The following is a 14,233-nucleotide window of genomic DNA, read 5'->3' as shown; positions in this document are numbered from 1 at the left end:
GATATGAACAGTATGTTTAGACGGGAATGTTTAAAATGAATGCTGAGACCATTTTTGCTGTGGTCGATTTAGAAACAACTGGGACCAGCGTCAAAGACGGCGACCGGATGATCCAGTTTGGATGTGCCTTAATGCAGCACGGCAAAATTATCCAGACAATTTCTCAGTTGGTGAATCCGGATCGGTCGGTACCAGTGGCAATTCAGCGACTAACCGGCTTGGATCCCAATCGATTAGTCGCGGCCCCTTATTTTGAAGAAATCGCCAAAACGTTGCATCAGCTGTTGACTGATACGGTTTTTGTAGCGCACAACGTTAATTTCGATTATCCTTTTTTAAATGCGGAATTTGAGCGAGTGGGGCTGCCAAAGCTGCAATTAGCTGCGATCGACACGGTTGAATTGGCGCAAATTTTATTGCCTGAGATTAGCAGTTTTCGCTTGCCTGATTTAACGAGTTACTTACAAATTGAGCACGATAACCCGCATCAAGCCGATAGTGACGCGATTAGCACGGCTAAATTGTTGCGCCAGCTGGCGGCTCGCTTTCAGGCCTTGCCCAGTCCGACGCAACAGGCGTTGGTTGCGCGCGGCAGTGGCTTGTTGCGGGAAACCGGTGATTATTTGAAGGCAATCGCTAAACCGTTGAAACCGTTAAAACGCGGGTTTGTTCAAGTTGGCCCGTTGGTCTTGCGCCGAGTGCCGACAGCAACCCAGGAGACGTTTGCGTCAGCAGCTTATCCGGCAACGGATCTTGAAAAACGGCACTTGCTCCAACCGCGCTATCGCTTCCGCAAGGCCCAGGCGCGGATGATGGATGCGGTTTTTGCACATGCACAAGAGGGTGGTCCCCAGCCACTTTTCATTGAGGCAGGAACCGGTCTTGGCAAAACGCTTGGATATTTGCTGCCTTATGCTTATGTCGCAACCGCCGAACATAAGTTAGTGGTTGCGACATCAACGCTTGTTTTGCAAAGCCAACTAATTCAGACGGCCATTCCGACTTTAGCCGCTGTTTTAGGCAGAGACTTGCCAGCAGTTGAGGTTAAAAGTCCGCAACATTATATTGATCTCAACAAGTTCGCGGCTAGTTTGCATCAAGAATCACCAAGTCGGCAAACGCAGTTATTGCAAATGAAATTGCTGGTTTGGTTGACACAAACAACCACAGGCGACCTCGATGAGTTGCACTTAACAACTTATCGGGCACCATTGTTCATGCAAATTCGGCATACTGGTGATTCAGGCACACCATTTATCAACCCGTATTACACACTTGATTTTTATCGGCGGCTGCGTGCTTCCATTGATCGGGCGGCTATCGTGGTTACGAATCACGCTTTTCTGTCACGCCACGCTGATTTGTTGGACCTTGAGGCGCCATTTCTGGTCGTTGACGAAGCGCAACATTTTGCTGATAATACCGCCGCTGCCTTTGCGCAACGGATCGACTTAGCGCAGATTCGGCGGCAGTTGCGACATTTGTGGCGATTGAGTGATCCCGATGAAGATCGCTCATTGGTTAACGTCTATCAAAATGATCGGCAGATGCTGCCTGTGTTGGCGCAACTTAACGCTCTAACAACAACGGCCCAAGAAACGATTGAAATCCTGCAGCACCAAATATATCGGCATTTCTTTAACGGCAAGACAACGGCTGATCAAGGGTTTGTGAGTCTGAGCTTGGATCAAGCTGCTATTAATTGGTTAGTCACGTCCCAAACAGACAATATTAAGACATTGATCAAAGTCATTGGTCGCATTCAGGTCATTGCGACTAAACTAGATGCAGATTTCAATGGCCGGCAACATTTCTTTTTGAAAAGTGACGGTCAACGATTTCAAGCCTTAGCCGCGTTGACAGTCACCCTGATCGATCAACGTGACCGCTTGAAATTACTGTTAGCGCGCTTGCCAGAACTGGTTGCCGGCCAAACTGCCGTAGCTTCTTTGACGTTGCGGCAAATGCATGATGTTAGCAGTCTTGGCCTAAGTTGGGACATTTTTCAGGTTGGATCAGCCATTCAGCAGTTGCTACAGCGGTTTACGGCACCGGTGTTTGTCGGGGCGACTTTAACCACTGACCGTTCGTTTGACTTTTTAACCGCTCAGCTTGGTTACCATGATTTACCAGAGACAGCTTTTCTAAAGTTACGCAGTCCTTTTCATTATCGTGATCAGGCCAAAGTACTAGTCGCCACGGACGCTCCTGCGGCTGGTGCGGTGAGTGCAGAAGCCTATGCCGATTATCTTGCCGCGGCGATTGAGTTGTTGGCTGATAACCGACACCAAACGATTGTATTGTTCAATTCACTGGCGACCATTGCCGCGGTTTACCAACGCCTTGCTCATCGACCGATTGCCGATCATAAAGAGTTATTGGCTCAGGGGGTGACTGGTTCGGCGGAAAAGATCGCCAAGCGTTTTGCGGTCGGTGATCAAAGTTTATTGCTCGGTGCCGCAAGCTTCTTTGAGGGGATTGATTATCCGGATCGGTTGCTCGAAATGGTGATCTTGACCCGGTTGCCGTTCGATGCGCCCGAAGCCGCCATCACCAAAGCTCGATACGAACGACTTCAGGCAGCAGGCCGCGATCCATTTACTGAGGATGCTTTGCCACGCGCAACCTTGCGATTACGCCAGAGTTTTGGGCGCTTGATCCGAACCGAAACCGATCGCGGTATCTTCGTTGTCCTCGACCCCCGATTCATCACCACACGCTACGGTCGAAAAATGCAGAAATCCTTACCAAATATTAAGCCAATGACGTTGCCACTAACTGACATGCCGGGGTACATTAAGATGTGGCTAGACAGAGCGTGAGCAGGCGCGTTTAGAAACCGGAGCATAAGCGGCCTTGAACTTAAATGGCCAAAACCCGGCCATTTAGGCTTGAGGTCCTTACGTGCAGGTTTCTGGACTGGCGAACGCGTTTTAGCCAAAAGTTGCGAGCAGGCCATCCGTAAGCGCCAGAGCTCGATGGCCGAGAAAACTTTGACCATTACTTCCAAAGCCTGATATGCAGGCTTTTGTGCCAGCAAGTGCTTTTTTAGAAATTTTAATTACCACACGTATCTCGTCAGCTATCAAAAATCATCTGACCATACTTCGAAAGGAGGCACCCCATGCGTCATCGTCGATTTGACTGGGTTAAGTTCTTTGTGATTACTGGATTGATTGTTTTAATTATTGGTGCCATTGGCGTCTACGCGAAAAGCCTCTCACCTTATCAACAACTACGTGGGCAAGCTGAGAAAATCGCGACAAACCGCGCAAATCTGAAAACGATTAACGGTTTTTGGTGGTATAACCGCGACAAAAGTTATCTGACTGTTGCGGGTAATACCAAGAAAAATCAAGCTGTGTACGTTGTGATTCAAGAAAAAACGGGCAAAGTCAATATTTTAAACCAGAAATCTGGCATCACTCGGCAGCAAGCGTTGCAGCAAATTAATCAAAGTGCTTCGCCAAAGAAAATCTTGAATGCTTCATTAGGAAAACGTGGGTCAGAATTCGTTTGGGATATTGGCTATCTGTCAAAGTCTGGTAAACTAAACTACGTGACGTACAGTTTTCGCAGTGGCGAACAGCTGAACGCGATCAAAAACTTATAAATAAAGTATGATTCGGCAGCGCAAACGACTGCCGGAACTGTAGGAGGCGCAGTCGTGCATTTAGCAAAAAGAATCCTCAACGTCGCACCATCAGCGACGCTTGCATTGAGCAATCAAACCAAGGCTTTGAAGGCAAAAGGAGCCGATGTCATTGATCTGTCCATTGGTCAACCTGATTTTCAGACGCCGAAAACGATTGATGAAGCGGCCATTGCTGCCATCCAAGCCGGTAATGCTAGTTTCTATACTGCCGCGACTGGGATCCCAGAATTGAAGCAGGCCATTAGCGACCGCATTTTCGCGCAAGACGGTGTGCGTTATCCAGCTAGCCAGATTGTGGCGACGACTGGGGCAAAGTTTGCGTTATATGCTTTGTTCCAAGTTTACTTAAACCCAGGCGATGAAGTTTTGATTCCAGTACCATACTGGGTTTCTTACGAGGAACAAATCAAACTTGCTAGTGGGACGCCGCATTTGGTCATGCCATCGGAAGGCCACAAAGTCAGTGTTGATGATCTTGAGGCGGCGCGGACGGACAAAACGCGTGCTTTAATTATCAACTCACCGCAAAATCCAAGCGGGGTTGTCTACACGCGAACAGAACTGACATTGATTGGTAACTGGGCACTGCAACATCATATCTTGGTCATCACCGACGATATTTACCGCGATTTAATTTACAACGGCACAACCTTCACGGCAATGATCAGCATCAACCCTGACATTGTGGCCAACACCGTTTTGATCTCTGGTGTTTCCAAATCGTATGCAATGACTGGGTGGCGGATTGGTTATGCTGCCGGACCAGAAAAACTCATGCAGGCGATGGCGACCTTTATCAGCCACACCACCTCAAATCCAGCAGCTGTGTCTGAATATGCTGCAGTGGCCGCATTGACGGGTGATCAGCAGATTGTCGAAACCATGCGGCAAGCATTTGAGGAACGGCTCAACCTTTTTTATGATTTATTAGCCGAAATTCCGGGGTTTGACATGGGAGATAAACCACAAGGCGCCTTCTATTTATTCCCGAACATCAAGCGAGCGGCACAGTTGAGTCATTATGGTACCGTCGATGACTTTATCAGTGCGTTGCTTGCGGAAACCGGCGTTGCAATCGTGCCAGGCCGCGCATTTGGTATGCCCGACCATGCGCGTATCAGTTATTGCAAGGATCTAGACAGCTTACGCGAGGCGGCACGACGTATTCGAGAATTTGTGGGCAAGTAATTATTTAAATTAGAAATAGGGAGTTAACGCATGACGGAACAGATTCGCATCATTGATGCCAAAGAACATGTGAACGAAGAAGTTAAAATTGGGGCTTGGTTGACCGACAAACGCAGCTCAGGGAAAATTGCCTTTTTACAGTTGCGCGACGGTTCAGCTTATTTTCAAGGAGTTGTTTCAAAAGCTGATGTCCCAGAAGAAGTTTTCAGCTTAGCTAAAGAACTGCGCCAAGAGTCCAGTATGTGGATTACGGGTGTGATTCATCAAGACAGCCGCAGCCACTTTGGCTATGAAATCGAGGTTCGTAACATTGAACTGGTTGGTGACTCGCACGACTATCCAATCTCCCCGAAGGAGCACGGCATCGAATTTCTGCTTGATCATCGCCATCTATGGTTGCGTTCTAAGCGCCAATTTGCGATTCAACAAATTCGCAATGAAATGATCCGAGCAACGTTCGAGTTCTTCAATAACGAAGGGTTTATCAAAATGGATCCGCCGATTTTGACCGATTCCGCACCAGAAGGTACGACCGAACTTTTCGAAACCGATTATTTTGACAAAAAAGCTTACTTGAGTCAATCAGGTCAGCTTTATGCTGAAGCAGGGGCAATGGCTTATGGCAAAGTCTTCACCTGTGGCCCAGTTTTCCGAGCTGAAAAAAGTAAGACTCGGCGCCATTTAACCGAATTTTGGATGATTGAACCGGAAATGGCATTCTGTCACCAAGAAGAGAGTTTGAAGGTCCAAGAACGCTACGTTGCCTATCTCGTGCAGTCCGTTTTGGATAATTGCGCCTATCCGCTGCACTTGCTTGATCGCGACCCAGAAGTACTCAAGCAATATACCAAATTGCCATATCCGCGGATCACATATAAGCAGGCCATTAAAATGTTGCAAGATGCCGGTATGGACGTCAAGTATGGTGACGATTTTGGTTCACCGGAAGAAACCTACCTGTCTGATCAATTTGATCAACCGGTGTTTGTTTTGAACTATCCGAAGACGATCAAACCGTTTTATATGCTGACAGATCCGGAAGATGATCAGCAATATGTTTGTGCCGACATGCTGGCACCCGAAGGCTATGGGGAAATTATCGGTGGGTCTGAACGTGAAACCGACTATGACACACTGAAGAATGCTATCGAACATGCTGGACTTGATTTAGACGAATACGAATGGTATCTCGATCTGCGCAAGTATGGGAGCGTGCCGCATTCAGGCTTCGGTCTTGGACTTGAACGGGCAATTACGTGGGTCTGCAAGCTGGATCATTTACGTGAGGCGATTCCATTCCCACGGATGATCAACCGTTTGAAACCATGATGACAATCAAAAGTCGGACGCCTGTGCGCCGGCTTTTTTTGGAGGGCAAGCACCATGACGGATTTCAAAACTTATCTTGAGGCAGGGCAGTTCAGTCTGTCGAACCTACTGTTTGATCACTACGCCACCTTGGGGTTAACCCAAACCGAGTTCATGACTTATTTGTTCATTGATCAGTGGCAGGCAAGCCATCATCAGGCACCGGATTTGAAAGTGTTAGCTGCCCGAATGAACGTTGCTCCAAATGCGATTTATAGTGCCATTGAGACGCTTATTCAAAAACAAGCCATTGCTTTGGAAAGTGTCCCGGATGGTCATGGTCGGATGCGTGATCATTATGATCTCAGTCCAATATTGGCTAAACTGCCAACCTCAGCTGGTGGCACACCAACCCCGGCAACTTCGCAAGCAAATGTTGATGCGCAAACCAATGTATTCAACCAAATTGAGATTGAATTCGGACGACCACTATCGCCAATTGAGCAAGAGACGATTCGTGATTGGCTTACAACTGATCATTATCTACCGGAAGTCATTTTACTAGCTTTACGAGAGGCTGTATTGAACTCGGCTTATTCGCTAAAATATATGGATCGCATTTTGTTGAACTGGGAACGCCGCAATCTTAAAACGCCACAGCAGGTTCAGGCAGATATTAGACGTCATCAGGAGCTGTGACAAAGCCGCAATGACAAGCGCCAGGAAAATCTTATATGAAAATTCACCCATCATTAGCCCAAGAGGAGGCACCATTTGTGACCGATGCTGAAGCCAAACAACTATTTGATCAGATCATGGCACTTTATCCTGATCCGCAACCAACCTTGCACGCCGAGGATCCATTTCAGATTCTTGTAGCCGTCATGTTATCGGCGCAAACGACCGATGTGGCCGTCAATGCGGTCACGCCAAAGCTTTTTGCGGCTTATCCGACGCCTGCTGACATGGCTGCAGCGCCGGTTGAGGCGATCGCTGCGATCATTAGCCGGCTAGGCCTTTATCGTACTAAAGCTGCGCATTTGAAAGCTTTGAGTGATATTTTGGTTAAGGAATATGCAGGTAAGGTTCCCAACAAAGCGGCTGACTTGGTCCGTTTGCCAGGCGTTGGCAAGAAAACAGCCACCGTTGTTTTAAGTGATGCATTCAACATTCCAGGTGTGGCTGTGGATACGCATGTTAGTCGAATTGTAAAGGGGTTGGGACTCGTCCCGCAAAATGCGACACCGGTTCAGATTCAGGCGCGACTGGAAGCCTTGATGCCCCCGTCAGAATGGATTAAACTTCATCGCAGCCTAATTCGTTTTGGTCGGGAGTATCTGCGCGCCCGTGATCCGCAAGTGCCAGCAGGGACGCAATGGGCGTTTTTAGAAACACATTATTTACCTTTAGGGGGCAAATCATGACAGATAGCATTGTGCCATCCAAACGAACCGTTCATCGGGAAAGTTGGGATCAGTATTTTTTGGAGTTAGCGGAGAAGGTCTCGGAACGATCAACCTGTGAGCGAGCCACAGTTGGGGCTGTTCTGGTGCAAGAACATCGGATCATTGCGACTGGCTATAATGGTGCCATTAGTGGCGATCCGCACTGTGACGAGGCTGGCCATTTGATGCGAGACGGCCATTGCATTCGCACAATTCATGCCGAAATGAACGCGATTATCCAGTGTGCGGCTAACGGTGTCAGTACCCATGGTGCAACTGTTTACGTAAACTTTTTTCCCTGTCTTAATTGCACCAAAGCCTTGATTCAGGCCGGTATCAAGCGCGTGGTTTATGCGCAAGATTATCGTAACGATCCATACGGCGAAGCCTTGCTAAAGCAGCATCATTTGGATGTTGTGCGACTCAGCCAACAATAATTTCCATACAAAAATAAGCCTCATCCGATTCTTGCATTGCCGTCGTTAGACAGCTGCAAGAAGCGGATGAGGCTATTTTTAGGGTTTACTGAAGCAGCTTAGTCGTTATCAGGGATTGTTACTACCACCGCTGCCGCTGCCAGAACCCGAAGGCGTGCTTGGTTCGCTTGAACTAGCACTTGGTTCTTGATTTGAAGGTTGAGAGGAGGCAGAGGCTGATACCACCGGCTCAGAGCTGGAAACTGAACTTGAGCTTTCAATACTTTCTCGTGAAGAGGAACTAACAGAACTGCTTGAGCTCGAGGAAGAGGACTCGACTGCCGCTTTGCGGCTGCTTGGGCCGTGTCCGCGGACGTAGAGTTCTTTAGTCGTATCACCAGATCCGCCGGTAATGGCCGTTCCTGGATTACTTCCCTTGAGAATATTATAAGACTCAACTGTATCAGGCTTGGTCCAATCACGATTGGTCAGACTCTGTGACGTATAAGTCATTAGTGCTTTGTATATTTCTTGTGAAATGGTCTGTTCAGCATAGCTAATCCCGTGTGAAGTCGGTTTATCATAACCGGTCCAAACCGAAATGACTCGGCTACGTGTATAACCTGTGAACCAGGCATCTTTGGCAATGCCAGTTGCGTTCAATGCGGGGTTTTGTTGGAGTTCGGCATCACTATAGTCAGTCGTCCCAGTTTTACCAGCTTGATACAGTCCAGAAATAGCCGCCGAGGTCCCGGTTCCCTTGGTCAGAACGCCTTTTAACATGTCAGTAATCATATAGGCGGTACTGGACTTCATAGCCCGGCTGCCTTGACTATTGAAGGTTTGGGTATTGCCATCAGCGGTGACAACTTTGCTAACATAGTACGGTTTATAGTACGTGCCGCCGTTGGCAAAGGCGCCATAAGCACCAGCTTCTTGAACGGTATTGACAGAAGCACCGATCGCACTTGAGAGATATTGTTCCGAACTTGGCAAATTGATCCCTAAACCACTGAGGAATTTAACCGCATTCGCCATGCCAACAGTACTAAGGGTCTTGACCGCCGGAATATTTCGTGACTGTTCAAGTGCTGTCCGCATAGAGATGCGTCCTTGGTACTTCTTGTCCCAATCATAAAGTGAAATGCTCGTGCCCGGATACGTATACGGTTCATCGGTCATCTGCTCGTAAGTGGAGTAATTCAGATATTCGATTGCTGGTCCATAATCCATCAACGGTTTCATGGTAGACCCATTGCTACGTGTATTTTGTGCAGCACGATTATAGGCCAAGCGGACGTCGCCAGTTTTTCGACCGCCGATTTGTGCGAGAACCTGACCATTGTTTGGATCGGTCATCGTGACACCGGTCTGGAAGGCATCATCAGGGAAGTTAACGTATTCGTCAGTGTTAACAATGTCATAAAGCCGACGCTGAGCGCCCATATCGATATTAGTATAAATATCCAAGTTGTCGGTATATGGATTGAGGCCGGTCTTTTTCTTAACTTCGGCAATCACTTGAGTGAGGTAAGAATCAATCACCTTGTCATTGGTTGCGGTATTGGTTTGCTGCTGTTTTGGCTTTAAGCCATCAGTGATTGGTGTTGCTTTGGCTTGTTTAGCCGCCGTCGCGGTGATCTTTTTATCACGCAACATGGCATCAATGACGGCATTGCGCCGTTGAGTTGCTTTTTGCGGATATTCATAGGGATCATAACCGGCTGGGCTTTGCGGCAGGCCTGCAATAAACGCAGTCTGCGCAAGCGTTAAATCCTTCAGTGACTTGTTAAAGTAAAACTTAGCACCCGTGCTCATGCCATATTGACCATAGTTCATGAAAACTTTGTTAATGTAATACTCTAAAATCTGATCCTTGCTATATTTTTGTTGGACCTGCATGGCCAACCAAGCTTCTTGTGCTTTACGCCGAAGGGTTTGGTCGGAGGACTTGGTACTGAAAACCGACAATTTGATCAGTTGTTGCGTTAAAGTCGAGCCGCCCTGTAAACCATCGCTAGTGCCTGTTAGATTATTAAACGCTGCCCCGATGATTCGGACAGGATCAACCCCTAATTTCTCATCATAAAAGCGCCGGTCCTCAATGGAGACGACGGCATCTTTTAATTGTTGCGGGATTTCCGAGGCCTTCACATAATCCCGACTTTCCAAACCAAGTGTCGTAATTTCATTGCCAGATCGATCATAAATGGTACTGGAACCGCCTGACTCTAATTTTGCCTGAGTCACTTCTGGCGCGTCTTTAGCGTACCAAGAAAACAGGCCAACGCCGAGAATGAAAAATGCCAGGATCGCGAGCAACGTCCACTTAAGAATTCGCCGCCATAATCGTTTTGGCGGTTTAGGGGCAGATCCTTTCGTGAACTTATCTTCGCGGCGTCGGGCCATTCGCGACATATTTTGATTATCAGCCACGCACATTACCTACTTTCGTTTCAATCAACCAGTCAACCCCATCAAGAAAGGGGATGACCGGCTGTAGTTGTGGATGAAGCTCGAATCCGTTTGTGACAATATCCTTCAATGGAATCGATTTGCGACCGCCGTCTGGTTGTCGGTCCCAACAGTCAATCAGTCGACCAGCAGGGAAAACAAAGAGACGTTTCAGGGTTGCAAACCGAATGACCACAAAACAGATCCCGCTTTGTTTCAAACAGCGCCGAAAATGATCAATCTGATGCTGATGAAAGTTTTTTAGCGGGAAGCTCGCTTTATTTTTAGTTTCCTTGGCTTCAAAGTCAAGGTAAAATCCACGATAAACACCATTATAATCTGTTGTTGACGGCGTTTTAAAATAGGCCTCGCGAATCACAGCCTGACTTCGCTTAGGGTAGTCAACTTTCACAATCTGAACTGGGGTCGGTTTCTTGTAGACGACCGCTTTATCAATACTGCGGTAATATTGATTACTGATGTTCAATTCTTCTTCCAATGTCATACCGCGTCCACCATAGATAGTTGGACGCGAAATAGCTTGTGATGAAAATTGCGTCCCGTCTTTGTATGGATTACCATTAGGGTAATGAATGGTCATGCGATCACACTCCTTGCGCTATTATACCAATATCAGCCGCTTTGGCCTAATAATCGGAGGTAAGTCATGGTTGGAAAACGATTATGGGTCACGGGGTACCGTGCCTATGAGCTCAACGTTTTTGGCAGTAATGACCCAAAACTTAAGGTACTTAAAACTTCATTAAAAAATACGCTCATGCAGTTTCTTGATGAAGGCTTGGAATGGTTAATTACTGGCGGGCAATTAGGCGTGGAGCAGTGGGCAGTCGAGGTTGCTTTAGGACTCAAACCATTGTATCCAGATTTTAAAATTGCGATGATGGTTCCATTCACAGATTTTGGCAAGCAGTGGAATGAAGATAACCAAGGTCAACTGGCGGCCCTACGTGGACAAGTGGACTTTTCTGATGCGGTTTCGCAAGCACCGTATCAACAACCAGCGCAGTTGCAGGGCTATACCCGGTTCATGACCATCCATACAGATGCAGCGCTGCTGGTTTATGATCCAGAATTTCCAGGCAAAGCTAAATGGGATTACCAAGCAGCAGAGGCGATGGCTGACCGTCGTGATTATCCAGTTCAACTCATTACCATGGATGATTTAGAAGAAACAGCGCAAGCAATGGCAGAAGCTGAAAATGAGCATTTTCAAAATGATTGAGATATGGTAAGCTAATTAATAGTTTGGTTCCATGAAAACAATGAGGTGTGTCGGAATGGATAGTAACAAAGAGACAAAGTTTAGCATCCAGTACGGGCCTAAGGATATTTTGGACAAAAAGTTCAAAAACAAGGTCCGCGGTTATGATCCTGATGAAGTTGACGAATTCTTGGATGGTATCATCCGCGATTACGAAGCTTTCACCAATGAGATTGATCGACTGAAGGAAGAAAATACCAAGCTGTTTAGCCGGGTCGACGAGCTGACCAAACAGCTGAGTGTTTCCAAGAATGTCAGTGCGCAGACGCCGCAAACCAATGCGGCTGCGACAAATTATGATATTCTTAAACGTCTGAGTAATCTGGAACGTCATGTGTTCGGCTCAAAGCTATCTGATAGCAGTGTTGACAATCATGATGACGGCAACCATTCCGACGTTGACCAATACTAATGATCACATGTAGGTCCTGAGTGATCGCGGTCTGCTTTTGCAGGCTGAGGAAAGTCCATGCCCGCACAAGCTGAGATGCTTGTAGTGTTCGTGCTAAGCCCAATAAGCTTAGGGGCCGTGTAAACGGCTACGGCGGCCAAACGCGCTAAGGCGTCAGCTATGCGCTAGTAGGTCTGAAAAGTGCCACAGTGACGAAACGATCAGGGAAACCTGAGCGGTGGAACGGGTAAACCCCGCGAGCGAGTAACCCAAACTTTTGGTAGGGGCGTTTTGCCAAGCAAATTGAAGCGACGGCAATACAGCGGTAACGCTGAGATAGATGATGACTGAAGGAGCTTGTGCCTGAACAAGTTCTGGAACAAAACATGGCTTATAGGGATCTACATGCAGGCACAGCCCGGGGAAACCCGGGCTGTTTTTTTAAGAGCGGAAACAAAAGCGTTTAGAAACCGGAATGTAAGTGGCCTTGACCCTAATGACCGTACGTTGATCATTAGGGTCAAGGTCCTTACGTGCAGGTTTCTGCTTTTGTTTGCGCGTTTCGGAGAGCCAACAGAGGTTTTCCACACGCGGGCATTGTCTTGCTTCAAGGGGCCTTACACGTCAGTTTCTGCGCCTTTTTGCGCGTTTAAAAGAACCACGAATTTTTTACCTTCAAATTCCTTACACAAAAATTCCTGTGATCATCACGACCACTTTCTAATCACCAACTCAAGTACCATTTTCCCCCAAACCATCTCAAAAACTTGTAAACTAAAACTAACCACTAAAAACGCTGCATGAATGAAAGGAAAACCGATATGAGATATCAACTTGTTGCCACGATGGCTGCCGGACTTGAATCTGTGACAACTAAAGAATTGAAAGCCCTTGGCATTCAAACCCGAACAGAAAATGGTAAGGTTTATTTTGAAGGCGATGATAAGACAATCGCGCTAACCAATGTTTGGTTGCGTAGTGCCGATCGAATTAAAATCGTTGTTGGTCAATTCAAGGCGCTGACTTTTGATGCGCTTTTTGAAGGCGTTAAGGCGTTACCTTGGGATCACTACCTACCGCTTGACGCAGCGTTCCCGGTTGAGGGCCGAGCGGTTCGTTCGCAATTACATTCAGAACCGGACGTTCAAGCCATCACCAAAAAAGCAATTGTTGAAAAAATGTCTGCGGTTTATCATCGCACGACGCGGTTACCGGAAACTGGCGCGACTTACCCGCTGGAAGTTTCGATTTTAAAAGATATTGCAACATTGACGCTTGATACGACTGGATCAAGTCTGTTTAAACGCGGGTATCGAATTGCCAAAGGTGAGGCGCCGTTGAAGGAAAACTTTGCGGCCGCGTTGATCATGTTGACAAACTGGCATCCGGATATGCCGTTTGTCGATCCAACCACTGGTTCCGGCACAATTGCGATTGAAGCCGCTTTGATTGGCCATAACATTGCACCGGGTCTGCAACGCCAATTTACTTTTGAGAACTTTGGCTTTTTTGACCAGCCAGTCTTACAAACCGTCAAAGATGAAGCGATGGATCAAGCTGACTTTGATCGTGAATTAGATATTCAGGCAAGCGATATTAACGGTGACATGATTGATATAGCCAAGTTGAATGCGCAACAAGCAGGCTTGCTGCATAGCATTCAGTTTAAACAATTGGCGGTTAAAGATTTTTCGACGAGCAAAGAAAACGGGGTCATTGTTGCCAATCCACCTTATGGGAAACGGCTCAACGATCAGGCCATGGTTCGACAATTATACGCAGAAATGGGCCAAGCATTTGCGCCTTTAACCACTTGGAGCAAGTACATTTTGACAAGTGACATGGGCTTTGAAAAGGCTTATGGCAGCAAGGCAACCAAGCGCCGCAAGCTGTATAATGGGACTATCCGAACCGATCTTTTCCAATATTGGGGCAAACCTAACTGGCACCATGATAGAGCGTGACCAAGGGCGGTTAGAAATCGGAGTGTAAGTGAGCGACCTTGGCTGTGATGGTCGAACTTTGGCCAATGGAGCCAAGGTCCTTACACGCAGGTTTCTGCGCCTACGAACGCGTTTTTTGAAAAGGAGTGCG

12 protein-coding genes and 1 other RNA gene are annotated in these 14,233 nt (G+C 47.3%); 11 read left to right on the top strand and 2 right to left on the bottom strand.

The window, feature by feature from the left end; all coding sequences use genetic code 11:
• Nucleotides 1-35: 35 nt before the first annotated feature.
• The 7 genes from AC07KQ_RS07430 (at nucleotide 36) to AC07KQ_RS07400 (ending at nucleotide 8,033) form a co-directional block, all read left to right on the top strand.
• Entirely contained in the window at nucleotides 36-2,822 is a 2,787-nt protein-coding gene (locus tag AC07KQ_RS07430; RefSeq protein ID WP_016387810.1) for a helicase C-terminal domain-containing protein, read from the top strand.
• A gap of 302 nt (nucleotides 2,823-3,124) precedes the next feature.
• Nucleotides 3,125-3,613, top strand: a complete 489-nt coding sequence (locus AC07KQ_RS07425) for a cell wall elongation regulator TseB-like domain-containing protein (RefSeq protein WP_003565619.1) — start codon at nucleotides 3,125-3,127, stop codon at nucleotides 3,611-3,613.
• Between the two features lie 54 nt (nucleotides 3,614-3,667).
• Nucleotides 3,668-4,843: a pyridoxal phosphate-dependent aminotransferase gene (locus AC07KQ_RS07420; protein ID WP_003565617.1), complete on the top strand. Its 1,176-nt coding sequence runs from the start codon at nucleotides 3,668-3,670 to the stop codon at nucleotides 4,841-4,843.
• Between the two features lie 30 nt (nucleotides 4,844-4,873).
• The gene (gene asnS / locus AC07KQ_RS07415; protein ID WP_003575160.1) at nucleotides 4,874-6,172 is read left to right on the top strand and encodes an asparagine--tRNA ligase; all 1,299 of its coding nucleotides are present in this window, start codon (nucleotides 4,874-4,876) and stop codon (nucleotides 6,170-6,172) included.
• Nucleotides 6,173-6,226: 54 nt separating this feature from the next.
• Nucleotides 6,227-6,850, top strand: a complete 624-nt coding sequence (locus tag AC07KQ_RS07410) for a DnaD domain protein (RefSeq protein ID WP_003565613.1) — start codon at nucleotides 6,227-6,229, stop codon at nucleotides 6,848-6,850.
• 35 nt (nucleotides 6,851-6,885) lie between these two features.
• Nucleotides 6,886-7,575 (top strand): endonuclease III domain-containing protein, encoded by a 690-nt coding sequence (locus tag AC07KQ_RS07405; protein ID WP_013245757.1) that lies wholly within the window; start codon nucleotides 6,886-6,888, stop codon nucleotides 7,573-7,575.
• Complete coding sequence (locus AC07KQ_RS07400; RefSeq protein WP_003565609.1) at nucleotides 7,572-8,033, top strand: deoxycytidylate deaminase; 462 nt, start codon at nucleotides 7,572-7,574, stop codon at nucleotides 8,031-8,033. Before AC07KQ_RS07405 ends, AC07KQ_RS07400 begins: the two co-directional genes overlap by 4 nt.
• Nucleotides 8,034-8,141: 108 nt before the next feature.
• Here AC07KQ_RS07400 and AC07KQ_RS07395 read toward each other — a convergent pair whose 3' ends face one another.
• Both AC07KQ_RS07395 and recU read right to left on the bottom strand, forming a co-directional pair.
• On the bottom strand, nucleotides 8,142-10,448 hold the full coding sequence (locus AC07KQ_RS07395; protein WP_003575157.1) for a PBP1A family penicillin-binding protein: 2,307 nt from the start codon (nucleotides 10,446-10,448) through the stop codon (nucleotides 8,142-8,144).
• Nucleotides 10,441-11,067, bottom strand: a complete 627-nt coding sequence (gene recU, locus AC07KQ_RS07390) for a Holliday junction resolvase RecU (RefSeq protein WP_003575155.1) — start codon at nucleotides 11,065-11,067, stop codon at nucleotides 10,441-10,443. Before recU ends, AC07KQ_RS07395 begins: the two co-directional genes overlap by 8 nt.
• Nucleotides 11,068-11,133: 66 nt before the next feature.
• Here recU and AC07KQ_RS07385 point away from each other — a divergent pair, with 66 nt between their 5' ends.
• The 4 genes from AC07KQ_RS07385 (at nucleotide 11,134) to AC07KQ_RS07370 (ending at nucleotide 14,103) form a co-directional block, all read left to right on the top strand.
• Complete coding sequence (locus AC07KQ_RS07385) at nucleotides 11,134-11,709, top strand: SLOG family protein (RefSeq protein WP_003565602.1); 576 nt, start codon at nucleotides 11,134-11,136, stop codon at nucleotides 11,707-11,709.
• A gap of 55 nt (nucleotides 11,710-11,764) precedes the next feature.
• Complete coding sequence (gene gpsB, locus AC07KQ_RS07380) at nucleotides 11,765-12,160, top strand: cell division regulator GpsB (protein WP_003565600.1); 396 nt, start codon at nucleotides 11,765-11,767, stop codon at nucleotides 12,158-12,160.
• Nucleotides 12,161-12,172: 12 nt separating this feature from the next.
• Nucleotides 12,173-12,538: RNase P RNA component class B (rnpB, locus tag AC07KQ_RS07375), an RNA gene on the top strand.
• 422 nt (nucleotides 12,539-12,960) lie between these two features.
• A complete protein-coding gene (locus tag AC07KQ_RS07370) occupies nucleotides 12,961-14,103 on the top strand; it encodes a THUMP domain-containing class I SAM-dependent RNA methyltransferase (RefSeq protein WP_019893510.1) in 1,143 nt (380 codons plus the stop codon).
• Nucleotides 14,104-14,233: the final 130 nt, after the last annotated feature.

It is taken from the genome of Lacticaseibacillus sp. YLM2-1, assembly GCF_056583465.1.
This window is presented reverse-complemented; position numbering and strand designations above follow the sequence as displayed.

Excerpts from the sequence above, each read along its gene's own strand:
- AC07KQ_RS07430 (WP_016387810.1), top strand. The coding sequence starts at position 36 with ATGAATGCTGAGACCATTTTTGCTGTGGTCGATTTAGAAACAACTGGG.
- AC07KQ_RS07425 (WP_003565619.1), top strand. The coding sequence starts at position 3,125 with ATGCGTCATCGTCGATTTGACTGGGTTAAGTTCTTTGTGATTACTGGA.
- asnS (WP_003575160.1), top strand. The coding sequence starts at position 4,874 with ATGACGGAACAGATTCGCATCATTGATGCCAAAGAACATGTGAACGAA.
- AC07KQ_RS07410 (WP_003565613.1), top strand. The coding sequence starts at position 6,227 with ATGACGGATTTCAAAACTTATCTTGAGGCAGGGCAGTTCAGTCTGTCG.
- AC07KQ_RS07405 (WP_013245757.1), top strand. The coding sequence starts at position 6,886 with ATGAAAATTCACCCATCATTAGCCCAAGAGGAGGCACCATTTGTGACC.
- AC07KQ_RS07400 (WP_003565609.1), top strand. The coding sequence starts at position 7,572 with ATGACAGATAGCATTGTGCCATCCAAACGAACCGTTCATCGGGAAAGT.
- recU (WP_003575155.1), bottom strand. The coding sequence starts at position 11,067 with ATGACCATTCATTACCCTAATGGTAATCCATACAAAGACGGGACGCAA.
- AC07KQ_RS07385 (WP_003565602.1), top strand. The coding sequence starts at position 11,134 with ATGGTTGGAAAACGATTATGGGTCACGGGGTACCGTGCCTATGAGCTC.
- gpsB (WP_003565600.1), top strand. The coding sequence starts at position 11,765 with ATGGATAGTAACAAAGAGACAAAGTTTAGCATCCAGTACGGGCCTAAG.
- AC07KQ_RS07370 (WP_019893510.1), top strand. The coding sequence starts at position 12,961 with ATGAGATATCAACTTGTTGCCACGATGGCTGCCGGACTTGAATCTGTG.